Source organism: Burkholderia sp. PvR073 (assembly GCF_054055695.1).
The window spans coordinates 20803-46475 of sequence record NZ_JBSRXO010000005.1; the positions used below are offsets into that span (position 1 = coordinate 20803).

A 25673-nucleotide genomic window follows, 5' to 3' on the forward strand; every position below is an offset into this window, starting at 1 on the left:
AACCACCAACAAGGAGCGAGACATGAAAAAACTATCCGTACTGGCAGCGGCGGCAATCTTGTGCGCGATGTTCGGCGCGCATGCGCAGGCCGCCGGAGGCGAAATTGCCGTGATCGTGAAGACGGCCAATTCCAACTACTGGCAGAACGTGCAGAAAGGCGCCACCGCCGCCATGGCCAATGCGAAGGGATACACGATGACATTCCAGGGCCCCGCCGCGGAATCGGCGATCGCCGACGAAGTCAACATGGTCGAGAACGCGGTGAACCGGCATGTCGCCGGCATCGTCCTCGCGCCGTCCGATCCGGATGCACTCGTGCCGGCCATGAAGAAAGCATGGGAAGCGCATATTCCGGTGGTGTTGATCGACTCGACCGTATCCGATGCCGGCAAGCAGTACTACCAGTCGTTCCTGTCGACCGACAACGCGAAAGCCGGTGAGCTCTGCGCGAAGGCGATGATCGACCGGGTCGGGCAGACCGGCAAGGTCGCGGTCATGTCGTACGTGCCGGGTGCCGGTTCGGAAGTCGGCCGCGTCGGCGGATTCCGCAAGTACATCGCCGCGCATTCGAAGCTGCAGGTGGTGGGGCCGTTCTATTCGCAGTCGCAGATGGCGAATGCGCTGAACCAGACGACCGACGTCCTGTCGGCGAACCCCGACCTCAAGGGCATTTTCGGCGCCAACGAACCGACCGCCGTGGGGATGGGGCGCGCGCTGCAGCAGTCGGGCAAAGGCGGCAAGGTCGTGGCGATCGGCTTCGACGGCAATCAGGACCTCCAAGGATTTGTTCGAGACGGCACGATTCAGGCCATCGCCGTTCAGAGCTCGTATCAGATGGGCTACAAGGGCATCGAGACCCTCGTCAACGTGATCGAGCGCAAGCCGGTGTCCAAGCAGGTGGACACAGGCGTGCTGATGGTCGAAAGGCAGAATCTCGACTCGCCCGCAGCGAAGAACGTCCTGTACTGACGAACGCGCCGTCGCGGCGGCTCTGCCGGGCCGCCCGTCGGCACCTCCTCCATTCACACACACGCCATGAAAGCCATTGCAACGCACGCGCTACCCCGTAGCGGATTGGTCATGAGCACACTGGGCTTCGGTTGCTCGCAACTGGGCGGCCTCTACAAGTCGATGTCGACCGCCGAGGCCCATGCGCTCGTCGACTGGGCGTGGGATGCCGGCATCCGCTATTTCGACACCGCGCCGTTCTACGGCTATACGCTGTCGGAGCGGCGCGTCGGACAATCGCTGCAGGCGCGGGCGCGCGACCGCTATGTACTGAGCACCAAGGTCGGGCGCCTCATGCGGCCCGACGATACGGTTCTGGCCGGCGACGACGGTTGGGCGGAGCCGTTGCCCTTCCGGCCTCACTTCGACTACACGTTCGACGGCATCATGCGTTCGTACGAGGATAGTCAGCAACGTCTCGGCATGCGGACGATCGACATACTCTATGTTCACGATATCGGCGCCGCCACGCACGGCGATCGGCATGCCCACTACTGGGAACAGCTGACCCGCGCAGGCGGATTCCGGGCGCTCGCCGAGCTGCGCGATGCCCGTGCCGTTTCCGCCATCGGACTCGGCGTCAACGAGTGGGAAGTCGCCGTCGACGCGATGCAGGAAGCGGATCTCGACGTCGTCCTCCTCGCGGGTCGCTACACGCTGCTCGAACACGAGGCGCTGGCGCCCTTGCTGGATAGATGCATGCGCAACGATGTCCGGATCGTCGCCGGAGGCGTCTTCAACTCGGGCGTGCTGGTCGGAAACGGCAAGTTCAACTATGCGGATGCGCCGGCCGAAGTGATCCGAAAGGTCGCGCGTCTCGCCGAGGTATGCGCCGGCTTCGGCGTGCCGCTTGCCGCGGCTGCACTTCAGTTTCCGCTGGCGCACCCCGCCGTCGTGTCCTGCGTGGTCGGGGCGCGCAGTATCGAGCAGTTGCAGAATAACATCGCCTGGCTCGACACGCCGCTCCCGCCGGAACTCTGGACTGCGTTGCAACGCGATGGGCTGATCGCCGCAGCCGCGCCGGTTCCGGAGGTGTGCGCGTGATGTTCCCGATCGACGCTCATCAGCACTTCTGGCAGATGGCCAGTCGCGACGGTTATTGGCCCCCGCAAACGCTGGATGCCATCTATCGGGACTTCAGTCCGCAGGATCTCGAACCGCTGCTTGCGCGGTCCGGTGTGCAGCGGACCGTCCTTGTCCAGTCGCTACCGACTGAGGAAGACACGCGCTATCTGCTCGACGTTGCATCCCGGACGAGCTTCGTGTCGGCTGTCGTCGGATGGGTGGACCTCAAATCGACGGATGCGCCGGCCGATATCGAGTCGCTCGCCCGTGAGCCGAAATTCCGTGGCATTCGTCCGATGCTGCAGGATCTTGCCGATGACGACTGGATCGACGATCCGGTTCTCGAGCCGGCCATCGACGCCATGCTCGCGCACGACCTCGCGTTCGACGCACTCGTCACGCCACGCCATCTGCCCGCGCTGCTTGCGTTCGCGCGCCGCTACCCTCGCCTGCGCATCGTCATCGATCACGCTGCCAAGCCGCCGATCGCATCGGGCCGAAGTGAAGCGTGGCACGTCGCGATGAGCGAACTCGCCGCGCATCCGAACGTGCACTGCAAGCTCTCCGGACTGTGGAAGGAGGCCGGCCCGCATCCCGATCTTCTCCGTGTCGAGCCGTACGTGCGCGCCGTCTGCGAGTGGTTCGGCGCGTCCCGGCTGATCTGGGGCCGCGACTGGCCCGTCTCCCGGCTTGCCGGCCATTTTGGTGACTACGGGGCCTGGCTCGCGTGGTGCGAACAATGCTGCGACCGCTTCCTCGGGCCCGACGCCCGTGCGCGCGTTTTCGGCGGCAATGCATGCCACTTCTACAGAATCGATCAGCCGTCCGGCGATCAACACGCTCAATAACGAGGACGTCACCATGCTCAGCATCATTTGCGAATCGCCCGGCGTACTGCGCCACGAAGATCGCGCTCCGCCTTCCCGCGCCGATGGCGAGATATTGTTGCGCGTGCAGCGAGTCGGTATTTGCGGCACGGACATGCACATCTATTCGGGCAATCAACCCTACCTGCAATATCCGCGCGTCATGGGCCATGAACTGTCCGCCATCGTGGCCGAGGCCGATCCCGGCGCGCATGTCGCGCCTGGAGACGCGGTCTACGTGATGCCCTACCTGTCGTGCGGACAGTGCATCGCGTGCCGACAGGGCAAGACCAACTGCTGCGTCAACATCAAGGTGCTCGGCGTGCATCGTGACGGCGCATTGACCGAATATCTGTCGGTGCCCGCGCAGTTCGTGCACAAGGCCGAAGGGGTCACGCTGGACCAGGCGGCAATGATCGAATTCCTGGCCATCGGCGCGCACGCGGTGCGGCGTGCTGCCGTGTCCGCAGGCCAAAGGATCCTCGTGGTGGGTGCGGGGCCGATCGGCATGGCGGCGATGCTGTTCGCCAAGCTGAGAGGCGCACACGTCACCTGTCTGGACACACGCGCCGATCGCCTTGCGTTCTGCCGCGAGCACTTCGCCGTTTCGACGGTGCAGACCGGGCCGAACGACGTCGACGAATTGTCGACGATGACCAACGGCGAGTTCTTCGACGTGGTGTTCGATGCGACGGGTAACGTCAAGGCCATGAATCGCGGTTTCGAGTTCATTGCCCACGGCGGCAAGTACGTGCTGATTTCGATTGTCCCGGGCGAGATTACGTTCTCCGATCCGGAGTTTCACAAGCGCGAAGCGACCCTGCTCGGCAGCCGCAACGCCACCGCCGAAGACTTCGAGACGGTCCTCGACGCGATGCGCGCCGGCCACATTCCGGACAAGGCGCTCAATACGCATCGGATGAGCCTGTCGGACGTACCCGTCGAGTTCCCGAAACTGATGGAACCCGGGCAGACCGTCGTCAAGGCGCTGGTCGAGTGCTGACCGAATTCGCGGGAACCGTTCGAGATGAGTGAACCGATTCTTCAGTTTGGCACCAGCCGGTTTCTCCAGGCCCATGTCGCGCTGTTCGTATCCCAGGCGCTGGAGCGCGGCGACGCGATCGGCGGGATCCGCGTGGTGCAGACCACCGACAACCCGGCAAGCCATGCGCGCATCGCCGCTTTGGCCCAGTCAGGCAGTTATCCGGTGAAGATCCGCGGCAGGGAACACGGTGCGATCGTGGATACGGTCGTCCACTGCCGCGCCGTGCGCGCCGCGTGGATCGCCGATCGCGACTGGGCGATGATCCGGCATGCGATGGCGCATGACGTTCGCGTGATTGTGTCGAACACCGGCGACGCCGGCTATCGTCTCGACGAGCGCGATTCGCCGGCCCTGCTCGCGCGGGAGAGTCATGTCCCGCACAGCTTCCCCGCCAAGCTGCTCACGCTGCTGCATGCACGTTGGCGCGCACGGCCCGGTGCGGGCGTGTCGATCTTTCCGTGCGAACTCGTCGCACGCAATGGCGACACGCTACGCGCGCTGGTCATCGGCCTCGCTGAACAATGGGCGCTGCCCGCGCCCTTCGTCACGTACCTGTCGCAACGATGCATCTGGGTCAACTCACTGGTCGACCGGATCGTGTCCGAACCGATCGAACCGGTGGGCGCCGTGGCCGAGCCCTACGCGCTCTGGGCCATCGAACGACATCCGGGCATGGAGCTGCCGTGCACGCACGAACATATCGTCGTGACCGACGACCTGCTTAGCCATGAGCGGCTCAAGCTGTTCTTTCTGAACGTCGGGCATACCTGGCTCGCCGACCAGTGGCTCGTGCAGCGCCGCAGCAGCGCGCAGACCGTGTTCGACGCGATGAACGACACGACGCTGCGCGAGGGCATCGAGGCCGTCTGGGGCGAGGAAGTCTTGCCCGTCTTCGATGCGCTCGGAATGCGCGTTCGCGCAGGTCAGTACGTTGCAAACGTGCGCGAGCGGTTTCTCAATCCGTATCTCGACCATCACATCGCGGACATTGCCGGCAACCATGTAGAAAAAGTCCGGCGGCGGATTCTGCCGCTGATCGAACTGGCCGATTCGCTCGGGGTCGCGCCTGATCAGACGCGGCTGCGCGATACGCTCGCGCGGCATGGCGTGACACCCTCAACCAAAGAGGCAAATGCATCATGAATGATCGGATGGTCGTCATGCTTCATGGCGACGACAACGTAGCGGTGGCATTGAGAACGCTTGAGGCCGGCACGACAATTGAAGTGAGCGGCCTGGCGACCACCGTTACGACGTCCATTCCGGCGGGTCACAAGATAGCGACCCGTCGCATCGTGCGAGGCAGCCCGGTGATCAAGTACCGGCAAACGATCGGTGTCGCGCTGAATGATATTGCGCCGGGCGAGCATGTTCACGTTCACAACGTCGGCATGCCCGAGCATCACGCGCATCGTCCCGCGCACGTCGATGCCGGGCACGCGCTCGCACCAGCAGACCGATTGGAAACGTTTCAGGGTTTCGTGCGCGCGGACGGACAGGTTGGCACACGCAACTACATTGGGGTCATCGCCAGCGTCAACTGTTCCGCCAGCGTCTGTCATGCGATTGCGGACGCCTTCAAGGGCGACGCGATGGCCCCGTTCGAATCCGTGGACGGCGTGGTTGCGATCACGCACCAGAGCGGCTGCGGGATGTCCGCAACCGGAGACGGCGTGGCCGTACTTCGTCGCACGCTGACCGGCTATGCGTGCAATCCGAACTTCGCGGCCGTGCTGCTCGTGGGCCTCGGTTGCGAAGTGAATCAGGTCGGTGAGCTTGCAACGTCCGTTGAAACAACGCACGCTGCCCCGGTCAGGACCCTTGTCGTCCAGGATGAAGGCGGCGTGCGTGAAACCGTGGCGCGCGGCATCGCGATTGTGCGGGAAATGCTGACGGTGGCCGATCGCATGCGGCGTACCGAAGTTCCCGCCGCGCGGCTGAAGGTGGGCCTGCAATGCGGCGGCTCCGACGGCTACTCGGGGATCACCGCGAATCCCGCGCTCGGGGCAGCCGTTGATCTGCTCGTTCGCCACGGTGGCACCGCCATCCTTTCCGAGACACCGGAGATCTACGGCGCCGAACATTTGCTGACCGCACGCGCGTCTAACGTCGTAGCCGAGCGGCTCCTCGACAAGCTGCGCTGGTGGGAACGGTATGCGGGCGAATCGGGCGGCGACATGAACAACAACCCTTCGCCCGGCAACAAGGCCGGCGGCATCACGACCATTCTCGAAAAGTCGCTGGGCGCGGTTTCGAAAGGCGGCAGCAGCACGCTTAACGCCGTCTATGACTATGCCGACCGTGTATCTGAATCGGGCCTGGTCTTCATGGACACGCCCGGCTATGACCCGGTATCCGCCACCGGACAGATCGCCGGAGGCGCCAATCTGGTGTGCTTTACGACGGGGCGCGGCTCAGTGTTTGGCTCCAAGCCGGTTCCCACCATCAAGCTGGCAACGACCACCGGACTGTTCGAGCGAATGCGCTCGGATATGGATTTCAATGGCGGCGCGATCGTCGACGGCTCGCTTTCCGTCGGGCAGGCAGGTGCGCAACTGTTCCGATTGATGCTGGACGTCGCGTCGGGCGCACGCACCTGCAGCGAGCAGAACGGCATGGGCGACCGCGAGTTCGTGCCGTGGCTGCGCGGCCCGATCATGTGATATTCCGCCCTGCTCCCACTCATCTCCGGAAATCGTCACCCATGGACATGAACCCGCCCGAATCGGCGCCGCGCGATCGCACAAGCGAATTGCGGCTATCGGCGCAGCAACAAGATCTGCTCGATGAGGCGCTCTCGCTCCTGATCGACATGCGCTCGCACGCGCTGGACATTGCGGCTCAGGTCTGTCGACGTCAAGGCGGCGCCGTGCCCGATGTCCACGACTTTCAACTGCCCGCGATCATCGACCTGCAACGGCGCCTTGCCGCAGCATGTGCGCCACCCGACGCGACGGTGCCGCATTCGGGATCACAAGCGGCCGTGACCGTACTATCCGGCATTCCGCGACGATCGGGCAAACGTGCGGCACGTATTTCGTTACCCGTTGATAGGTGATCCTGAGCAGTCGACGACTCACGCTCTCCGAGCGCTTTCCAACATGAGGTCACCATGCGTTACTGTCTCGCACTGGATCTGAAAGACGATCCGGATCTGATCGCTCGCTATGAGGAGCATCACCGTGCCGTATGGCCCGAAGTGTTACGGCATCTACGCGAGCATGGGGTACGCGGTATGGAAATTTTCCGCCTCGGCACGCGCATGACGATGGTGATGGACACCGATGACGCGGTGTTCGATGCCGAACGCATGGCCAAAGCCGCGGAAGCAAATCCGACGGTTCGTGCTTGGGAAGACGTGATGTGGACATTCCAGGCCCCCACGCCGTGGACACCGGCCGGTCTGAAGTGGACGCCGATGACCTGCATATTCGATTTACGAACGCAGACGTGAGCGTGCGACTCGCGGACGTCGTTTCCTGACGTTTTCGCTACGATCACCTGAATGGCATTAGCCGGTGCCCACTCGCGTGGCGGGTGCCGGCTTCAACGGATCGTGCCGCCTACACGTCGATCCACGCGCCGGTGCCCTCCCGATACTGGATCACACCGCCGTTGAACCGCACCCGCAGGTTGCCGTCCGGCAACGGAACCCAGGTCGTCATGTCGAGGCTCTGCATCAGCCCCGCGAAGAAATCCCGCAGCGGTTGCGACTCGCTGGCCTGCCAGACGTCGATGCGCCCGAGGCACGCACGCAGGTTGCCATTCGGCTGCATGATCGCGCCGACCTGTCCGGCCACGTTCGACGCCGGATCGTAGACCGGCGTGCCGTCTGAGCTGACGATCGACAGATGGATCCCGCGTACCAACGCCGGTTGGCCCGGCGTCTGCTCGACGAGCGCGATGCAGCTCGTCATCGCGCCGAAATCGATTTCCGTCGCATCTCCCCAGATGCGCTCGCCAACCGACAGCGGCGCGGGACCTTGTACGTTCTGAATGATGTAGGGCATGGGTTCCTCGCATGACTCGATGGGACTGCTGGTGGCGGAGCCGCGACGTGTTCGGGAAAACGGACGTGCGTCGGTCCCGCTGCTCACTTCCCGCATCCGGCCTGACGGCCCGGCGGATCGTGTCGATTGATTCTTTGTCGCTGCGCACACCGACGTCAATCGACCTGCTTTCACGGGCATGATTGCCCGGGACGTTCGTCATCGACGCGACAATGGATCGGCCTGTCGCGGCCGATGGGGGTCGCTTCTCCCTCGTCATGCGTGCAGGCGATCCCGGCGCAGCACGCGATATCGATTTCTTAATCTGTCGGTGTACTCATTGTTTCTCCGCTTGCGCCATTGGTTCGGCAGGTTGAAAATCCACACCCCTTCGTCTTGCTTCCTCAGGGAAGTCCGCCGCCATCGGCTCGCACTACACACCCTTCTTGTCCAACAGCGCCTGATACTTCTGCAGGCTCTCGTCGATCTTGTCGAGCGCGACACTCGCGGCCTCCCCTTCGATCGCTTCCGCGGCACCCGCGACGAGCGCCGCGGTCGCGACGAACAGGTCCGTCAACAGCAGGCCCATCGCATCCATCGCCATCCCGGACACGTTCTCGTCGATGGTCTTCTGCGCGAGATCCTTCATCAGCACGCTCTTGCCCGCGATCGCCAGCGACGTCGACGCCTCGAAGTAGTTGGCCGCCGCCTGTGCAACCATGCCGCCCGCCTGCGTGATCAACATGTTCGGACCGACGGCGATCTGCGTCGTCGCGTAGGACGCCGCTTCCGCGTTGATCGCCTGCACGGTCTGCAACGCGGAGCCGCCTGGCCCGGCCCCACCCGCGATCTGGTTCGGCGCCTTCAGCGCATCGGTGAACCGGCGCAGCCGGTTAACCGGCCACGCGCGCGCGCCGACCTTCGACGCCGCGGCGGCCGGCGCGACATCGGCTGGCGTCGTGGCTTCGGCTGCGGCGTCTTCGACATCGCGCGGCGTCTGCGGCGCGTCGTCGCCGCGCCCGCCCAAAAGGCCTTTCATATTCATGGTTCAGGTATCCCGAGAGTCAGCGCGTGCTAATGCGTGGAACCCGTCTGCGGCCCGCCCGTTGCGACATGCGGCGTGCCGCCCGAAGCGCCGCCCGATGCCGCCTTCGGCGATGCTTCGACGGACAGGATCATCGCCACCGCTTTCGACACGACGGCGTTCGAAATCTGGTTCAGCGCCGCCTGCTGCTGCGTCATGTTCTGTGCGGAGATGCCGACGGCCTGGCTGAACATCTGGTAAAGCGTGCCCAGCGCCTGGGCCGGGGATCCGGCCACGACGTTCACATTGGTCTGCGTCAGTGCGTCGGTAACCTGCTCATTGACTTTGTCTGCCACGAGGCCTCCTCGAATCTCGGCTCCGGCATGCGGTTGAAGGAACGGGCGGGCCGGCAGGCCATCGACACCGCGTATGCCGTTAGGAACGCTGCGTCCCCGCATTCGTGAACGCGCTCAAGCGAGTCCGTCGCGCAATTTCTTGCGCAGCAGCTCGACGCGCTTTCTGGCAAGCGGCTCGTTGATGCCGAGCGTCGCCGCGATATGCGGATAGGGCATGTCCTCCTCGAACTTCAGCGTGAACAGCATCTGCTGTTGCTGCGGGAGCAGCGACAGCGCCTGATCGAGGCGCAGCAGTTGCTGTCGGAGCAGCAACTGCTGCTCCATCGACGGTGTGTGGCCCGCCAGTTCGGCGATGTGATCGTCGTCCCAGCTCGAGTCGTATTCGAGCATGCCGTTTTCGCGCTGACGCTGGCGCGCGCCCGAGAGGAACGCGTGGTTCAGCGCCAGAAAGAGAAAACCGGCCAGGTTCCGAACGCGCTCGGGCGAACGCTGCAGGTAAATGTGAACCTTCAGTGCGGTATCCGAAAGCAGTTCGTCGGCACGGTAAATATCCCCCTTGCACAAGAGGCGCGCGCGCCGCCGCAATTTCCCTTGCATTTCACGCCACGTACGATCGAGCTGCTGCGCCTGTAACGCGGCCGGCGGGGCAGCGTGCGGGTTCGAGGTTGTCATTCCGTGCCCTCCGTTTTTATGGAAAACACAGAATCGATTTGATGCCGAGAATGGCGCTGTTACCCGCGTAACACCGTTATTGAGATAATCGTTTTTGTGAATTTTCTTGATTATTATGAATGGAAATTTTTGACCCACGGGCGTAGCCCGTTCCGTCGTATCAGGTACTCCGCCGGGCGTAAATAACGGCATTGCGATGAAAAAAGAACGACTACCGCCGCGACGCGTTCGCGCGCCGGTACGCCGCTATCCATGTCGGTCGACCGCGCGTCCTTGCCGCCAAAGTGCCGTCCCTTTCGGACTGCTCGCCGATTATTTCGGTTTCTTAATTATTTTTTTCACGCAGTACCAGCAGCAGCGTTTTCCGCTAGGTGGCCGCATCGTCAAATAACCTCGCACGGAAAACATGCCTGCCCTTGCTAACGCTCAAACGCTGCGCAACATACCGGTACTCACCGATCTTCCGGAAAGCCTGCTCGCTCACGTCGAACGGCATCTCATGCCCTGGCCCGAGCACGGCAACCGAATGTTGTTCTTCAAGGGCGATCCGGAAGATTTCGTCGCCTTCGTACACCGCGGCCGCGTGTACAAGACACTGCACGAACCCGGCGGACGCGAAATCATTCTCGGGCATTCGGTGCCGGGCGAACTCATCGGTGAAAGCACCCTCCTTCGCGCGCACCGGCGCAGCTTCACCGCGCAGTTGAGCCACGACTGCCGCATTTCGCTGCTGCATCGCCAGCACTTCGCACCGCTGCGGGCCAACGCTGATTTCATGGAGCGCATCTACGAGCAGCTGTGCCTGCACATCCACCAGCTGAGCGACTTCGTCGAGTCGGCGTGCCTGTACCGGCTCGAAGCAAGGCTTGCGCGCCATCTGTTGAATCGCATGCAAGGGAACGACCTCGAGGTGCCGCTGCCGGAGAACCAGAGCATCCTGGCCGCGATGCTCAACGTCAGCCGTCCGCGACTGAACGGCACGCTGCAGAAGATGCAGCGCGACGGCCTGATCCGGCTTCACGAACACGGTGTGACGATCGAGAAACCGGAGCGGCTCCGGTATATCGCCGACGCCAATTGATGCCGCGGCGCGCACGAATATGCGGCGCCGCGGCGCGAGGAGGTTGCGCGCCGAGTTGTGCGGCGCGCGGTGCAGATCAGCTGCGCCAGTGACCGATCGCGTTCATCAACTGCGCGACGGCGGCCAGTTGCGACACGAAGCTGTCGTTCGACGATCGTGCCGCGGCAGCCGCCGCCACCGGCGAGCCGGCATAGAGCTGCATGATGCCGACGGTCGTGGCGGCGAGGTTGGACGCCGCCTGGTTCGCCTGCATCTGCACCGCGTTGTGAAGCAGGATCGCGGACGCATGGCTGTTCGACTGCATGAGCGTGCCCAAGGCCACGGCGGGCGCTTCGCCCACCACCTTGACGTTGGCTTGCGTGACTGCATCGGCAATCGCAGCGGAGGCCTGTTCCGGCATGTCGTTACTCCTGTTGTTGCTCGCCGCAGCGGCGCAGTCGACGCGGTCACGGCGAAAGCATGAGTGGGTCGGTCGGCGAAGTGCGCCGCGCGGCCGTCGATGCGGCGCGGGCGGCGGCCTTCGCGGGCGTCGGCACGACGTCGGGTGCCTGGCGGCAGCCACCGCGGCTGCCGCCAGGCGTCAACGCCGGGTTGCGCGTCAGGCGAGCGCCTTGCCGATCGCGAGTACGTCAGCCAGCACGGCAAGCACGCCGCTCGAGCCGATTTCCGTCGCGGCGGCGCCCGCGCTCGCCGGCCCGAGCGTGTAGAGCTGCATCGTCCCCACGTTCGTCGACGTCGGCAGTTGCACTGCGGACTGCGACTGCTGTTGCACGGCGTTTTCGAACAGCACGCTGAGCGAATGGCTCTGGGCCTGGTACAGCGAGCCCGTCGCCATCGCGGGCGCTTCGCCCACCACCTTGACGTTGGTCTGCGTGACCGCGTCGGTGATCGCGGCATTGACCGCGCAGGTCTTGCAGTCGCAGGCGTCTGCCGGGTCGCCGGTGGTCGGATCGTTTTCGTTTCCCATCGAGTTTCTCCTGGTTTGCGATTGGGCGCCGCATCGAATCGGCTCTGCCCGTTCTGTCAGTTCTGTCAGTTGCTCCGGAACCCCACACGGCACCGCTGCGCTGATGGCGGCGGCCGTGCTGCGGATCCGCGGCGCGGCGGCGGCATTGGCGGTTCGTATCGCTTGCGCCGCCGCTCAACCACGGTGTTGCGACGGCCTTACGGACGGGCCACCGCCTTGCCGATCGCGATCACGTCGGCCAGCAGCGAGATGATCCCGTTCGAGCCGATTTCCGTGGCGGCCGCGCCCGCGCTTTCCGGCCCGATCGTGTAGAGCTGCATCGTCCCCACGTTCGTCGACGTCTGCGACTGGATCGCGGCCTGCGATTGCTGTTGCACCGCGTTCTCGAACAGGATGCTGAGCGAATGACTTTGGGCCTGGTACAGCGAGCCCATCGCCATTGCCGGCGCTTCGGCGACCACCTTGACGTTGACCTGTGTGACCGCGTCGGTAATCGCGGGATTGACCTGGCACACTTGACACTTTTCAGTCATTTGTTGCTCCTTGGTTCACGTAGTTGAGAAGTCGCACATCGGGGCCGGCCGTCTTTCGCGTTCAGCCGCATGACCCGCGTGCTACTACATGGACGCTGGGCCAGGGGTGTCGTGAACGACCGCGGTGGCGGCGGCATCCGGCGCGGTCGATCCGGCCAATTCGGTCGGACCGGCGCCGATGCTTTGGAGGCGGTCGTATATCGCATCGAGCCGGCCGGTGAGCAAATCGACGTATTGCCGGAAGCACGCATCGATTTCCTGCCGGATGAGGCCCGTCAGCTGTTCGCCGATCATCGCCATTGCCTCGCGCGTGCTGTCCTGGATGTCGGCCGCGCCGGATGCCTGAGCGTCGGCCGGCGGCTCGTGCGCGTCGAGTACCCCGGACACCTTCCGCTGTTCCGACGCCAGCATGCCGAGGGTCGTCTCGTTCTGCGCGTCGATCGTCTGCAGGATGCCGCGCATCTTCTCGTACGCCTTTTGCTGGTTGAGCTGCAGGAAATGCTTGATCTGCTCGCGCGCCTCCTGCCGGGTTTTCGGCTGTGGCTGTGGCTGCGGCGGGTTCGCGGCGTACGCCTGCGTGGCGGCCGTGCCGGCGGTTGGCGCCGGCCGGTTGGCGTGCCTGCTCGGCAGCCGCTCCAGCAGTGCCTGTTCTTCGCCCGGCTCGAGTGGCCGCCCCAATCGCTTTTCCGCGAACTGCCGCAGCAGCGGGTCAAGTGCTTCGTTGCTCATGGCTCACACCTCCTCGATGTCCGGCTGTGGCGCCGGTGCGTCGGGGGCGGGGTCGAGGTCGGATGGATGCGGCGGAAACGCGCGTGCGTCGGAGTACTGCAACGGATATCGCATGATGTTCTCCCGGGAATGGATGTGCGACGGCCTCGCCGGAAATTCGGCAGGACTGCTGCAGGGACGAACCATGCGAAGGGTCTGTGAAATCAGGCGGCGTTGCGCTCGGTTGGCGTGCTGTGTGATCGGCTGGTTTGATCGCGACGTTGCGTCGGCGCATGTTGATCGATGAATTGCGTTCTCGCTACGCTCACGATCGTGGACAACTACACGCGGGAATGCCTGTTCATTGAAGTCGACGGCTCGTTGCGTGGCGAGCATGTTGTCGCCGCACTGACCCGGCGGTCCGGTCGAATGGCAGGCTGGCACACAACGTCATCTTTCTCATGTGCAACGTGGACATTGCTCCACTGCAGAGCGTGGCCTTAGCCTGTACCGTACCGGCGGATGTTGCCTTGTCGTCCGTTAGGATCACATAGCGTTTCATCTGAGTACTGTCTCTGTTGGCGTGCCCATTCGGCAGCCTCTCCGCGGATGCGAGACAGCTCCCAAAAAAAGAGACGACTGCTGGTCAGCGATTAGTGACACAAATCCTGGTGGCCAGGAAATGAAACGTCCATCGAATAATCAAGATCGGCAAGGCTACGGATATGCACGACCACGTTGCCGCCCTTCCGGCGATATTCCGGCCAAGCCAAGTCATCGCCAGGTGCCGCGGTGAGCGTGTCCGAGCAGGCGTAGCGATCTAGCTGGGGAAGAAATTCGCGGCGCAGCTTGTCTTCGGTCCACCTACGATAGCTTGCACTCGGCACATCGCTCCGAAATGTGAAATACATGTGGTAACTGTTCCCCATGATAAGGTCATGGTAGCCCACGGGGCCGCCAGCCCCGGGATTAGCGGAATACGACGCCAGGAGATTCGCCGCGTCGCCGTCGATCGCATCAACAGCAAAGCAATGGCTCGCCAAGGCAAGCAGTGCAGTAGAAATCGCGTACTGAATTCTGTGTTTCATGAGCAATATCCGTTCGGTCCGGGCGGCGTTGCGTTATATCTCATCGATGTAGCCAACCAGGTTCCATGTCACCGATAGCGTCTGCTGACGCACGCCAATCCGTCGGTCCATCCACGTGGACTTGTATGGTTGCTAGACGGTGAGCATGGGCAGAAACTTGGTCTGAGCAGCCTCGTTCAAGCCGACCCGTTGGCTTATGCCTTGCACTGGTGAGCGCGCGGGCAGTTTCTGAAGAATTGGAGCGAGGCTAACGCGGATTTCTACTTGGACTTCGATGACGACGTTATTTGGAGATTGGTCTACTTCGATCCCAAAGAGAAGGCCTGCGCGATTGCGCCAGTTCGGCGGGATACCTTCGTTGAAGATTGTATGTCGGAAACGTCAGTCCGAATGCTTGCGAATGGGCCTGAGCCTCCCGCGCCGCTCGTTCGAGTTCGCTAGCTCCAACGAGAGCCATCCCCGAAGTCGCTGTGACAAGGGCCGCGCAGTTGGTGTAGCGGTGTGCAGCCAACACGGAGCAAAACGTTGCCAGCACGGGCACGACGCTACAACAAAATGCCTACACAAGTGGCTCAAACAGAAAATCGAGCACGAGCAAAACGGCGTAATTCAGTGATTCGACTGGCCCGCCCTACACGATTCGAACGTGTGACCTACGGCTTAGAAGGCCGTTGCTCTATCCAACTGAGCTAAGGGCGGTCGAGGGAACAAGACACGGCCACAAAAACCCGGACCGCATTTGACGCGCGAAGCTTCGAGCACAGCCAACAACCACGAACTCAAAGCCCCGAAACGAAACGGGCCCGGCATGATGCCGAGCCCGAAATTATACCCGATCATCGCGCCATATCACGCGCGACCGGCGCCGCAACCGTCAAACCGGCTGCGGATGCATCATGAACCAGCCGAGGAAGAACACGCCGGCGATCACGCAATACACGCCGAACGAAGCCAGCCGACCGCGCCCTTCGAAATAGCGCATCAGAAACCGCACGCTCAGATAAGCGGCAATCGCCGTCAGCACGCCACCGAGCAGCGCGTCCATGAGCTGGTCGCGCGCATGAAAGAGTTTCGGCAACTCGAGCACGCCCGCGGCGAAGATGATCGGCGTGCCGAGCAGGAATGAAAACTCCGCCGCCTTCTCCGCCGTCAGCCCGGCTACATTGCCGGCGATCATCGTCAGCCCGCTGCGCGAGAAACCCGGAATCAGCGCGCCGATCTGCGCGAGGCCGACGAAGAACGCCTGCTTGAACGTCATCTTCTCGGGCGCCTGGTGCGCGCGGCTGCGCTGAATGCGGTCGCCGACCCACAGCAGCACGCCGTTGATGATCAGCGCGACCGCGACGATGCGCAGATCATGGAACACGCGCTCGAGGCGCTTCTCGAGCAGCAGGCCGACGATCCCGGTCGGGATCGTGCCGATGATGAGCGCCCACATCAGGTGCCCGTCGTCGTTCTTGCGGCCGCCGAGCTGCGCGAAGAAGCCGCTGATCAGCGCGACCCAGCGCGCACGGAAATACCACAGCAGCGCGAGTGCGGTGCCGAGGTGCAGCGCGACGAGGAACGGCAGCAACTGCGGCGCATGCTTGTCGATGTGCATGCCGAACAACGCTGGCACGAGCAGCGTGTGGCCGAGACTGCTGACGGGGAAGAGTTCGGTAACGCCCTGCAGGACGCTCAGGAATACCAGAAACCAGAGACTCACGCGTCGGTCCTTTTAGTGATGAGCAATCGGGTGAAAAAGCGGACGACGCAGTGCGCGTCCGAAAAAACGCGCCCCGATTATGCCCAGCCAGGATTACCGCGCCAAGGCATTTGGCAGGTTATTGCGGCAATGCACACAAACGCTTGCAATTTGTAAGCGTACGGAAAGCAAAAAGCCCGCCATTTGCATGGCGGGCCTTTCGATTCCGGCAGAAATTGCCGTCAGCGGCCGAGCCGGTAGAAAAATAATACCGTGCTGCCGGTGAACATGCCGAACAGTGCGATTCCCATTGCCATTGCCAGATCCATGGCCGCTCCTCGAAGTGTCATGACCCGGCAACCTCACCGGTTTAGAGGCATTATCCCGACAGCTGACAATCTGAAAAACTCGCGATTTCCCGAGAAGGGTTTTCCCCGACCGCCTCGCGGCCCGATAATGGAGCGCGCCATCGCGCACCCCGCCCACCCCGTTCATACCGATTCGCCATGCCGATCTTCCAGCAGCACGACATTCACGAACTTCACGCCGGCCCGTCGCTTGTTCGGGTCGCCCCGCAATTCGGCGGCCGCCTGCTGTCGTGGCACGTCGGCGGCGAGCCGATCATCTTCTGGCCGGAAACGGCCGACTGGAGCAACCTCGCGCGCGTGCGCGGCGGCAATCCGCTGCTGTTCCCGTTCCTCGGCCGCCATCGTGTCGACGGCGAACTGGGCCGCTGGCGCGATGCCGCCGGCGTGGTCCGCGACCTGCCGATGCACGGTTTCGCGCGCGACCTGCCGTTCGCGGCACACCCGTCGGCCGACGGCGCCGCACTCACGATGACGCTGGAAAGCGACGAAGCGCTGCACGCGAGCTACCCGTTCGATTTCCGCTTCGACACGACCTATCGGCTCGCCGACGCACACACGCTGGAGGTCGCGCTCACCACGACGAACCGCGGCGACACGCCGCTGCCCTACTACGCGGGCCACCATTTCTATTTCGCGCTGCCGCACGGCGAACGCGCGCAAACCACGCTCGAGCTACCGCCCACGCGCCGCTGCGCACAGAACGCCGACGGCTCTATCAGCGCGCCCGAACGCGGCGACGCACGTTACACGCTCGATGATCCGGACATCCTCGACCGCTTCCACTGCCTCGACGGCGCGCCGTCCACCCCGGTGCGCATCGTGATGCCGGGCCGCCGCCGCACGATCGAGATCGCGCTCAACGTACCGGGCTCGATCCCGTGGTACGCGGTCACGACCTGGACCGAAAAGCCGGAATCGGACTTCTACTGCGTCGAACCGTGGCTCGGCCTGCCGGACGCGATCCACAACGGTCTCGGGCTGCGTATGCTCGCGCCGGGCGCGACCGAAACGGCCACGCTGCGCATCCGCGTGCTGCCGCTCGCGGGCTGATGCGATCGCGCGCCCGAAACGGCGCGCGATGGGCGCGAAACTGCGGCGCTCGGGTCGAACCCGTTAAAATCTGACGTTTTGTATTGCCTGCCGCGTCGCGCGGCAGGGTTTTGCGAGGTTCAATGTTCGGAACAACAACGAAGCGACTCTTTGCGGCCGCCTGCGCCGCACTGCTCGTCGCGTGCGGCTCCGCGCCCGTCGGCCCGGGTTACTACCGCGTCGAGCGCGGCGACACGCTCTACAAGATCGCGCGCGAGAATCGCACGTCGATGGCGAACGTCGTGCGCTGGAACCAGATCACGAACCCCGATGCGATCGAGGTCGGCCAGGTGTTGCGCGTCGCGCCGCCGCCCGGCACCACGACCGCGTCGACCACCGGCACCGGCAGCGCGGGCCGCAGTCGCCCTGCGCCTTCCGCGCCGGTCGAATCGGCCGTCAAGCCGGCCACGAGCATCGCGCTGATCTGGCCGGCCGCCGGCAACGTGGTGCGCACGTTCGACGGTTCGAAATCCAAGGGCATCGATATCGCGAACGCCGCAGGCTCACCGGTGCTGGCTGCCGCGCCGGGCACGGTCGTCTATGCGGGTAACGGATTGCGCGGCTACGGCAACCTGATCATCCTCAAGCACAACGCCGATTACCTGACGGCGTACGCACACAATCGTGCGCTGCTCGTGAAGGAAGGTCAGTCGGTCACGCAGGGGCAGACGATCGCGGAGATGGGCAACAGCGACACCGATCGCGTCGCGCTGCATTTCGAGCTGCGTTACGGCGGCCGCTCGATCGATCCGGCACGCTACCTGCCGGCGCGCTGAACGCGCCCGGCATCGACAAGACGACACGCGATGCCGGCATGCATCGCATGTCGTCGCGAAGGAAATCGGGAAGGTTGTGTCAGCGCTTGCGCAGACGGCCGGTGAAACGGCCGGACAACGGATCGACGCGGCTGGCAAACACCACCAGCGCCCCGATTCCGAACAGGCTGAACCCCGCAGCTATCAAAAGCAAATCCATGGTCACATCACTGTTTTGTCGTGATCTTATGCGTCATTGCGGAATCGTGCACTGAGTCGCACCCGTTGCACGAGTCCGAACATTCCCTATCTCTCACACGCCATTGTGGTTTCGGTCGCGTGAAATGTTGATGTAAACCATCGACCGGATCCGTCGATCGACATCAAGGAGACCCGCGATGCTGCCCGCCGCCGAACGCTACGACGACCTGCTCTCCCGCTTCCGGTGGGCGATTCCGGCCCGCTACAACATCGCGGTGGACGTCTGCGACAAGTGGGCCGACGGGCGCGGACGGCTCGCGCTGATCCACGAAACGTCGCAAGGCGACGTGTCGCGCATCACATTCGACGACCTGAGGAATGCTTCTAACCGGCTCGCGAACAGCTTTGCGCGTGCGGGCCTGCAACGCGGCGACCGGATCGCCATCTTCCTCGCGCAGGGCCCCGAAACGGCGATTGCCCATCTCGCCGCGTACAAGCTCGGCGCGATCGCGGTGCCGCTGTTCACGCTGTTCGGCACCGACGCGCTCGAATACCGGCTCGCGAACAGCGAAGCCGCCGCGCTCGTCACCGACGCGGCCGGCTATGCGAAGATCGCGCCGCTGCGCGCGCAACTGCCGACGCTGCGCACGTGCTACTGCATCGGCGACGACGTGCCCGACGCGCCGGGCGTGCTGCGCTACGACGCCGCCCTCGCGGCCGAATCGCCGGATTTCGTGCCGGCTGACACCGCCGCCGACGATCCTGCGGTGATCATCTATACGTCCGGCACGACCGGCAAGCCGAAAGGCGCGCTGCACGCCCATCGCGTGCTGCTGGGCCACCTGCCGGGCGTCGAGATGTCGCAGCAATGCTTCCCGCGCGACGCGCGCCTGTTCTGGACGCCCGCCGACTGGGCCTGGATCGGCGGCCTGCTCGACGTGCTGCTGCCGTCATGGCATCACGGCGTGCCCGTGCTCGCGCGCCGCTTCGAGAAGTTCGACGGCGAGGCCGCGTTCGCGCTGATGGCGCGGCACGGCGTGACCCACGCGTTCCTGCCGCCCACCGCGCTGAAGCTGATGCGCACGGTGCCCGCGCCGCGCGAGCGCTACACGCTGGCGCTGAAATCGGTCGCGAGCGGCGGAGAATCGCTCGGCACCGAGCTGACGGCCTGGGGACGCGACGCGCTCGGCGTGACGATCAACGAGTTCTACGGACAGACCGAATGCAACATGGTGCTGTCGTCGTGCGCCGCACTGTTCGACGCGCAGCCCGGTGCGATCGGCAAGGCCGTGCCCGGCCATACGGTCGCGATCGTCGACGAGCACGGCACGCCGCTGCCGCCCGGCATCGAGGGACGCATCGCGGTGCGCCGCCCCGACCCGGTGATGTTCATCGAATACTGGCGCAATCCCGCCGCGACGCGCGACAAGTTCGCGGGCGACTATCTGCTCACCGGCGACACCGGCACGATCGACGCCGACGGGTTCGTGCGCTTCGTCGGCCGTGATGACGACGTGATCACGAGCGCCGGCTACCGGATCGGCCCGGGGCCGATCGAGGACTGCCTGCTCACGCATCCGGCGGTGCGGATGGCGGCCGTCGTCGGCGTGCCCGACCCGACGCGAACCGAGATCGTCAAGGCGTTCGTCGTGCTGAACCCCGGCCATGTCGGCGACGACGCGCTCGTCCAGGCGCTGCAGGCGCACGTGCGCACGCGCCTGGCCGCGCACGAGTACCCGCGCGCGATCGCGTTCGTCGACAGCCTGCCGATGACGGCGACCGGCAAGATCGTGCGCCGCGCGCTGCGCGACGCGTGAACCGGGTGGGCCGCGCCGGGCGGCCGGCCGGTCGCCCGGATGGTTTATAGTGGCGCCACGCTGTCTTTCCAACGCACAACGATGTCCTCCCACCAACACGAATCCGCCGCGGGCGCGTCGCACAGCCCGCTCTACGCCAAACTCCTCGGCGAAACCGCCAAGATCGACTGGTGCGATCTCGAGCGCTTCTTCGCGCAGGGCAAGCTGTTGTCGGTCGCGCGCGATATCGATCTCGTCAGCGTCGCGGAAGCGATTGCCGGCGACGATGCGCAACAGGTCACGCGCTGGCTGTCGTCCGGCCTCGTCGCGCGCATGTCGGCGGAAACGGCCGCCGACTTCGCGGCGCGCAATCCGGAGCTGTGGGCGGTCGTCGTGTCGCCGTGGGTCTGCGTGCAGGAACGCGCCTGACGCGTCCCATGTCCGAATCCGCATTACCGCACGCTGCCGGCACCGGGTCGGCCGCCGTCTCGCACCGGCGCGTCCTCGCGCTCGCGTTCCCGATCGTCGTGGCGAACCTGACCCAGCCGATCCTCGGCGCGGTGGACACGGCCGTCGCCGGCCACCTCGACGGCGCGCAGTATCTCGGCGGCGTCGCGCTCGGCGGACTGTTCTTCAATTTCGTGTTCTGGGGCTTCGGCTTCCTGCGCATGGGCACGACCGGCCTCGTCGCCCAGGCGCACGGCGCCGGCGACGCCGCCGGCATCCGCCTGAACGTGCTGCGCGCGCTGATCGTCGCGTTCGCGCTCGGCGCCGCGGTGCTCGCGCTACAGGTGCCGCTGCTGTCGTTCGCACTGTCCGCGCTGGGCGGCAGCGAGGCGGTCCGCGCAACCGCGCTGGCCTACGGCCACGCGCGGATCTGGAGCGCGCCGTTCGCGCTCGCGAACTACGTCGTGCTCGGCTACCTGCTCGGTGTGCAGCGCGTGCGGCTCGCACTCGTCGCACAGGTCTTCATCAACGCCGTGAACATCGGTGCCGTACTGCTGTACGTGTACGGCTTCGGCTGGGGCATTGCCGGGATCGGTGCGGCGACCGCGACCGCCGACGCATGCGGCTTCGCACTCGGTGCCTGGATGCTGTGGCAGTTGCGGCCGCGCGGCCTCGCGCCCATCGCCGCGCGTGCGCTGGCGGACCGTGCGGCGCTCAAGCGGCTGATCGTGCTCAATCGCGACATCTTCCTGCGCACGCTGTGCCTGCTCGGCGCGTTCGGCTGGTTCGCGCATCTCGGCGCCAAACAGGGCGACGCGACGCTCGCGGCCAACGCATTGCTGCTGAATTTTCAGACGTTCATGGCGTATGGGCTGGACGGCTTCGCGCATGCGGCCGAGGCGCTCGTCGGCGCAGCAGCCGGTGCGCGCGACCGCGCCGCATTCCGGCAGACCGTGCGCGTTACGTTGTTGTGGTCCGGGCTCGGTGCGCTGCTGTTCGCGCTCGTCTACTGGGCGGCCGGCGGATGGATCGTCGCGCGACTGACCGATCAGGCCGAGATCCGCGCGGTCGCGCTGCAATACCTGCCGTGGGCGGCGATCTCGCCGATCGTGTCCGTGTGGGGATTCCTGCTCGACGGCGTGTTCATCGGCGCGACGCAGACGCAATCGCTGATGCGCGCGATGGTCGCGTCGTTCGCGATCTTCATTGCCACGACGCTGACCGTCGTCGGCCCGTTCGGCAATCACGGGCTGTGGTTCGCGCTGCTGTTGTTCATGGTCGCGCGCGGTGCGACGCTCGCACGCTACCTGCCGGCGCTCGTGCGGCGGATTGGCGCCGACGCTCCCGCGGCCGGAGCCTGACGGCCGCGCGGGCCGGACGTTATTGCGCGGGTGCCGGTGCCGGCGCGCCGAGCATCGACGGCGGCGTCATGTCGGTTGGCACGCCTTGGTAATCGGCCGGATCTTGCGGCGGGTGGCCGCGACGGGCCTGGCGGGGATCGCTGGAACAGCCGGCAAGAATGGACGCGGCCAGCACGGCCAGCATGAAACGGGTCATCGGGAAGGCTCCGGAAAACGGCGCGCCCATCGCGCGCCAGGACCGCGCCGAGTCTAGCGGAATTCCGGGTTAGGGGTCGTCCCGCGGATGTTCTAGTATGAAGGCATGGCGCTGTGCCCGTTGAAAGGAGGCTGCCATGTCGTCTGAAGAAATCGCTGGCCTGATCGGCCTGTTCGTCGGCCTGATGGTGCTCGTCGCCCTGTCGTACTTCGAATCGCGCGAATACAAGCGCAGCCACGGCGGCGAAGGGATGATCCATCACTGGATGGCCGAACACCACCTGCTCGACTGGCGGCGCAAGCACTAGGCAAGCCGCCCTGTCGTCCGGGCCGCCGTCTGCGCGGCCCGCCCAGAACGTGCGCGCCCCCGCACGGTGGCTACTGCGTCTCGTTCAAATTAACAGGGCCGGATAGGCTGACATCGTCCGAATAGCCGAACGCCGTCGCGCGGCAGCCTGCCACGCGACGGCGTTCGCACGCGTGCGCGCCGCGCGATTCAGTTTGCTCAGCCCAGGAAGTGGCGGGCGTAGCGGGCGTTGATGTCCGACAGCCGGAACAGGGTCAGGAAATCCGCGCAGTTGAAGTCCGGATCCCAGGCGGGCGCGCCGCAGATCTTCGCGCCGAGGCGCAGGTAGCCCTTGATCAGCGGCGGCGGCGCGACGACGGTGCCCGTCTGCAGTTCGTCGACCGGCAGCGCCGTATGCGGGAATGCGCGGTATTCGGGCGCCGTCAGCGAGTTGGCCGACAGCGACTGATACAGGTTCGCCGCATAGTGGCCGCCATCGGCCATCGACACGCTCGCGCAGCCGAGCATCGTCTCGTAGCCGTTCTGCATCATGTAGGCGCCGAGGCCGCCCCACAGCGCCATGATCACGGCGCCGCTGCGGTAGTCGCTGTGCACGCACGAGCGGCCGACCTCGACCATCTTGCCACGCAGGTGCGTCAGGCGCGACAGGTCGAATTCGCCTTCCGCGTACAGACGGCCGACACGCGCGGCCTGGTGCGGCGGCAGCACGCGGTACGTGCCGACCACCTTCAGCGTGTCGAGATCGCGCACCAGCAGGTGGTCGCAATAGGCATCGAACGGATCGACGTCGAGACCGGACGGGCCGCTGAGCTGCGCGCCCATCTCTTCGGCGAAGACGGTGTAACGCAGGCGCTGTGCCTCGCGCAGTTCGTCTTCCGTGCGCGCCCAGGCGGCACGCAGACGGTACTCGGATGTGACGGTTTCAGCAGCGCGCGGCAGGTGACGCCGCGTCGTGTCGAGGGGAAGCGAGGCAAAAGGGAGCGTAGGCGTCGGCAGTTCTCGCATTAGGCTTTCCTGATCGTAAGGAATAGGACGACATGCCAGCCAATGTAGTAACCGGCCGTTACCATTCTGTGGCACGACCGTGTCCTTTCAATGACGTGTCGCCGAATTGACTTTAGCAGAAAGCTTGCGAAACCGTATGATCAATCCCTTCAAACCTCTTCACACAAGGTCCGGCGTCAACAACGCACGCAGCACGGCCTGACAGCTGCCGTCGCGCGTACGGCTCGCGACCCACACGATGCCGCCCTTCTTGATGCTCCAGCTGTCGCCGTTGCCGGCGATCAGCTGCGCGGCGACGCTGCCGAGCGTCGGCTGGTGCCCGACGATCACGACCGTCGGCGCGATGCCGTCCGGCCAGCCGGCGGCGGCCAGCACGTCGTCGACGCTGCCGCCCGGCGCGAGCGCATCGACGGTCCGGTACTGGTCGGTGAGCGCCTCGACGGTCTGCACGGTGCGTGCCGCCGGGCTCGCGAGGATCACGCTGCTCGACTCGAGCCGGCCGCGCAGCCATTTGGCCATTGCCTGCGCTTCCTTGCGCCCGCGGGCCGTCAACTGGCGTGCGAGGTCGTTTGCCGCGTAGTCTTCGGCTTCGGCGTGGCGCCACAGGATCAGGTTCATCATGATGTCTCTCCATGCATCGGCGAACGATCCGGTCGCGCAGGTGCGTGCCGGACGATCACACTCTGAATTGTCGCCAATCGTGAACGGTTCGTGATGATGTGCGCCATATGCATAACGTGATTGACTCGGTCACCCATTAGACGATAGAATCTTTGGCTCGTCGGAGCGTAGCGCAGCCTGGTAGCGCATCTGATTTGGGATCAGAGGGTCGTAGGTTCGAATCCTATCGCTCCGACCAAAGGAATCAAGGGGTTAGCGTAAGCTAACCCCTTTTTCTTTGGTGCGTTGCTGAGCTATTGCTACCGGCGCTATGGGCCAAATTTTTGCAACGAAAGAATTTTGTAATGTTTGCGCGGTGCAGCAACCGCCGGATGGGACCGTTGCGGGGTGAAAAAATGGATACCGGGGCTCATTTTTTGAGCAAACAGGCTGCCTCGGGTACTTGGCAGCCCGAAATTTAGGCTAACGCCTTTATTACCTACCCGAATCAGGCGCTGGAATGCCAAAACGAGGCTCGACATCGCTTTCCAGTCCCATCAGATTCATTCATGCGACGCCGAATCAAGGTTCCGACGACTTAACTGCCTCATAACGACGCTTTCGCCTCGTTTTTTCCAGGGTAATCTGCGACAGGTACTGACATTGAGCGCACCAGTTGCCCCCCTGATGAAACCTGCCGGGGTCTCGCCCACCATCGATGACCGCGCGCGCACTTCCATTCGAGCTTCGAGTTATTGTCGACATAGTGCTCAGATACGCACATGCCGCCCCGGTCCGCAGCAATCGATCGCATCAATTCGATGCCCTGCCGCTGCCTGTCTTCGGTACGACATGTCGGACACCAGTGCCGCTTCAAGATTTCCGTACCTCACGCCATCCACTCGTGTCCCCGCTCGCACTGAAATGGGTAACGAGCCTGGATACGTTGATACCGGGATGCGAGACATCTGCCGCCGTGCTCGGCCGCCCTTCGCAAGTCCGTCCGGAATTCGCTTACGATCGGAAGAGCATTCTTGGCACCACGCCTTGCGCAAGACGTCGTAGCCCGCGGCCTCCCATTCGTGTCCTGAACAGCATCTGAATCTATATTTTGCCATTCGGCCATCGTAGACGGTCGACAAGCACTCGCCACCACGCTCTCGCGCACGATCCTGTATCGGTTTCAGCCCCCTTGATATCGACGACGCTCAGCTCGTCGTTCGGTTGAGCACTTTGCACACCAATGATCGGCTAAGACCGAAGCGGCAGTGGCCTCAAACTTATGGACTGCGGCACAGACGAAACGGTAATTCGCCTGTTTTCCACGATACCGTTTACTTAGACACCGGCCGCCTGGTGAGCGACATCGTGAATACGAGTCAGGGTCCGTTTAATCCAGCACTGACGGCATATTAATGGCCCGCCACGTCCGCGCACCCGAAGCATAAAACTTGCCCCGGAC

Annotated in this window: 29 protein-coding genes and 2 tRNA genes; 16 read left to right on the forward strand and 15 right to left on the reverse strand. The window is 64.3% G+C overall.

The features are described 5' to 3' along the window. Positions 1–22: 22 nt before the first annotated feature. The 8 genes from ACVK00_RS16750 to ACVK00_RS16785 all read left to right on the forward strand — a co-directional run bounded on the left by ACVK00_RS16750 (position 23) and on the right by ACVK00_RS16785 (position 7439). Positions 23–970: an ABC transporter substrate-binding protein gene (locus ACVK00_RS16750; protein WP_284898054.1), complete on the forward strand. Its 948-nt coding sequence runs from the start codon at positions 23–25 to the stop codon at positions 968–970. 66 nt (positions 971–1036) lie between these two features. After that, positions 1037–2053 (forward strand): aldo/keto reductase, encoded by a 1017-nt coding sequence (locus tag ACVK00_RS16755; protein ID WP_435521219.1) that lies wholly within the window; start codon positions 1037–1039, stop codon positions 2051–2053. Continuing rightward, on the forward strand, positions 2050–2922 hold the full coding sequence (locus tag ACVK00_RS16760; protein ID WP_284898051.1) for an L-fucono-1,5-lactonase: 873 nt from the start codon (positions 2050–2052) through the stop codon (positions 2920–2922). Before ACVK00_RS16755 ends, ACVK00_RS16760 begins: the two co-directional genes overlap by 4 nt. A gap of 13 nt (positions 2923–2935) precedes the next feature. Continuing rightward, a complete protein-coding gene (locus tag ACVK00_RS16765; RefSeq protein ID WP_284898143.1) occupies positions 2936–3943 on the forward strand; it encodes a zinc-binding alcohol dehydrogenase family protein in 1008 nt (335 codons plus the stop codon). Between the two features lie 24 nt (positions 3944–3967). Further along, positions 3968–5128, forward strand: coding sequence for a mannitol dehydrogenase family protein (locus tag ACVK00_RS16770; protein WP_284898049.1), 1161 nt, complete (start codon positions 3968–3970; stop codon positions 5126–5128). Continuing rightward, the gene (locus tag ACVK00_RS16775; RefSeq protein WP_284898048.1) at positions 5125–6648 is read left to right on the forward strand and encodes a UxaA family hydrolase; all 1524 of its coding nucleotides are present in this window, start codon (positions 5125–5127) and stop codon (positions 6646–6648) included. The genes ACVK00_RS16770 and ACVK00_RS16775 overlap by 4 nt, the downstream gene beginning before the upstream one ends. Before the next feature lie 41 nt (positions 6649–6689). Beyond that, positions 6690–7043: a hypothetical protein gene (locus ACVK00_RS16780; protein ID WP_284898047.1), complete on the forward strand. Its 354-nt coding sequence runs from the start codon at positions 6690–6692 to the stop codon at positions 7041–7043. A gap of 54 nt (positions 7044–7097) precedes the next feature. Then, positions 7098–7439, forward strand: coding sequence for an L-rhamnose mutarotase (locus ACVK00_RS16785; RefSeq protein ID WP_228907300.1), 342 nt, complete (start codon positions 7098–7100; stop codon positions 7437–7439). Between the two features lie 109 nt (positions 7440–7548). On the opposite strand, the gene ACVK00_RS16790 is transcribed toward ACVK00_RS16785, so the two are convergent. From ACVK00_RS16790 to ACVK00_RS16805, 4 genes are all read right to left on the reverse strand, one after another. After that, complete coding sequence (locus tag ACVK00_RS16790; RefSeq protein ID WP_228907299.1) at positions 7549–7995, reverse strand: hypothetical protein; 447 nt, start codon at positions 7993–7995, stop codon at positions 7549–7551. A 412-nt stretch (positions 7996–8407) separates the two neighbouring features. Continuing rightward, positions 8408–9019, reverse strand: coding sequence for a hypothetical protein (locus ACVK00_RS16795; protein WP_350227446.1), 612 nt, complete (start codon positions 9017–9019; stop codon positions 8408–8410). Positions 9020–9048: 29 nt separating this feature from the next. Further along, a complete protein-coding gene (locus ACVK00_RS16800; RefSeq protein ID WP_228907297.1) occupies positions 9049–9354 on the reverse strand; it encodes a RebB family R body protein in 306 nt (101 codons plus the stop codon). A gap of 114 nt (positions 9355–9468) precedes the next feature. Further along, a complete protein-coding gene (locus ACVK00_RS16805; protein WP_284898043.1) occupies positions 9469–10164 on the reverse strand; it encodes an RNA polymerase sigma factor in 696 nt (231 codons plus the stop codon). Positions 10165–10432: 268 nt separating this feature from the next. Between ACVK00_RS16805 and ACVK00_RS16810 the strand changes: the two genes are divergently transcribed. After that, the gene (locus ACVK00_RS16810) at positions 10433–11107 is read left to right on the forward strand and encodes a Crp/Fnr family transcriptional regulator (RefSeq protein WP_228907294.1); all 675 of its coding nucleotides are present in this window, start codon (positions 10433–10435) and stop codon (positions 11105–11107) included. 76 nt (positions 11108–11183) lie between these two features. On the opposite strand, the gene ACVK00_RS16815 is transcribed toward ACVK00_RS16810, so the two are convergent. The 8 genes from ACVK00_RS16815 to ACVK00_RS16850 all read right to left on the reverse strand — a co-directional run bounded on the left by ACVK00_RS16815 (position 11184) and on the right by ACVK00_RS16850 (position 16437). After that, positions 11184–11507, reverse strand: coding sequence for a RebB family R body protein (locus ACVK00_RS16815; protein WP_126227514.1), 324 nt, complete (start codon positions 11505–11507; stop codon positions 11184–11186). A gap of 198 nt (positions 11508–11705) precedes the next feature. Further along, entirely contained in the window at positions 11706–12074 is a 369-nt protein-coding gene (locus ACVK00_RS16820) for a RebB family R body protein (RefSeq protein WP_228907293.1), read from the reverse strand. Between the two features lie 197 nt (positions 12075–12271). Further along, entirely contained in the window at positions 12272–12607 is a 336-nt protein-coding gene (locus tag ACVK00_RS16825; RefSeq protein ID WP_006750338.1) for a RebB family R body protein, read from the reverse strand. A gap of 84 nt (positions 12608–12691) precedes the next feature. Further along, entirely contained in the window at positions 12692–13336 is a 645-nt protein-coding gene (locus ACVK00_RS16830) for a hypothetical protein (RefSeq protein ID WP_284898039.1), read from the reverse strand. A 632-nt stretch (positions 13337–13968) separates the two neighbouring features. Then, positions 13969–14403: a hypothetical protein gene (locus ACVK00_RS16835; RefSeq protein WP_228907291.1), complete on the reverse strand. Its 435-nt coding sequence runs from the start codon at positions 14401–14403 to the stop codon at positions 13969–13971. Between the two features lie 622 nt (positions 14404–15025). After that, positions 15026–15102: transfer RNA gene (locus ACVK00_RS16840), tRNA-Arg, on the reverse strand. A 175-nt stretch (positions 15103–15277) separates the two neighbouring features. Next, on the reverse strand, positions 15278–16108 hold the full coding sequence (locus tag ACVK00_RS16845; RefSeq protein ID WP_284898037.1) for an undecaprenyl-diphosphate phosphatase: 831 nt from the start codon (positions 16106–16108) through the stop codon (positions 15278–15280). Positions 16109–16329: 221 nt separating this feature from the next. Then, positions 16330–16437, reverse strand: a complete 108-nt coding sequence (locus ACVK00_RS16850) for a UDP pyrophosphate phosphatase (RefSeq protein WP_284898036.1) — start codon at positions 16435–16437, stop codon at positions 16330–16332. A 156-nt stretch (positions 16438–16593) separates the two neighbouring features. On the opposite strand from ACVK00_RS16850, the gene ACVK00_RS16855 reads away from it, so the two are divergent. The 5 genes from ACVK00_RS16855 to ACVK00_RS16875 all read left to right on the forward strand — a co-directional run bounded on the left by ACVK00_RS16855 (position 16594) and on the right by ACVK00_RS16875 (position 22104). Continuing rightward, on the forward strand, positions 16594–17505 hold the full coding sequence (locus tag ACVK00_RS16855) for an aldose epimerase family protein (RefSeq protein ID WP_284898035.1): 912 nt from the start codon (positions 16594–16596) through the stop codon (positions 17503–17505). 122 nt (positions 17506–17627) lie between these two features. Next, entirely contained in the window at positions 17628–18320 is a 693-nt protein-coding gene (locus tag ACVK00_RS16860; protein WP_166722293.1) for a peptidoglycan DD-metalloendopeptidase family protein, read from the forward strand. Between the two features lie 377 nt (positions 18321–18697). Further along, positions 18698–20317, forward strand: a complete 1620-nt coding sequence (locus tag ACVK00_RS16865) for an acyl-CoA synthetase (RefSeq protein WP_284898033.1) — start codon at positions 18698–18700, stop codon at positions 20315–20317. A gap of 81 nt (positions 20318–20398) precedes the next feature. Beyond that, entirely contained in the window at positions 20399–20725 is a 327-nt protein-coding gene (locus tag ACVK00_RS16870; protein ID WP_228907287.1) for a DUF2288 domain-containing protein, read from the forward strand. Between the two features lie 8 nt (positions 20726–20733). Further along, a complete protein-coding gene (locus tag ACVK00_RS16875; RefSeq protein WP_284898032.1) occupies positions 20734–22104 on the forward strand; it encodes an MATE family efflux transporter in 1371 nt (456 codons plus the stop codon). 19 nt (positions 22105–22123) lie between these two features. Here the strand turns inward: ACVK00_RS16875 and ACVK00_RS16880 are convergent, their stop codons facing one another. Beyond that, a complete protein-coding gene (locus ACVK00_RS16880) occupies positions 22124–22300 on the reverse strand; it encodes a hypothetical protein (RefSeq protein ID WP_228907285.1) in 177 nt (58 codons plus the stop codon). 136 nt (positions 22301–22436) lie between these two features. Here ACVK00_RS16880 and ACVK00_RS16885 point away from each other — a divergent pair, with 136 nt between their 5' ends. Beyond that, positions 22437–22607 carry a hypothetical protein gene (locus ACVK00_RS16885; RefSeq protein WP_166722297.1) on the forward strand — a complete coding sequence of 57 codons (171 nt, stop codon included), beginning with the start codon at positions 22437–22439 and terminating at the stop codon, positions 22605–22607. Between the two features lie 197 nt (positions 22608–22804). Here the strand turns inward: ACVK00_RS16885 and ACVK00_RS16890 are convergent, their stop codons facing one another. Beyond that, positions 22805–23611, reverse strand: a complete 807-nt coding sequence (locus ACVK00_RS16890) for a GNAT family N-acetyltransferase (protein WP_166722298.1) — start codon at positions 23609–23611, stop codon at positions 22805–22807. Between the two features lie 159 nt (positions 23612–23770). Further along, positions 23771–24232 carry a phosphohistidine phosphatase SixA gene (sixA, locus tag ACVK00_RS16895; protein WP_284898031.1) on the reverse strand — a complete coding sequence of 154 codons (462 nt, stop codon included), beginning with the start codon at positions 24230–24232 and terminating at the stop codon, positions 23771–23773. Positions 24233–24393: 161 nt separating this feature from the next. Here sixA and ACVK00_RS16900 point away from each other — a divergent pair. Then, positions 24394–24470 (forward strand) — tRNA-Pro (locus ACVK00_RS16900). Positions 24471–25673: the final 1203 nt, after the last annotated feature.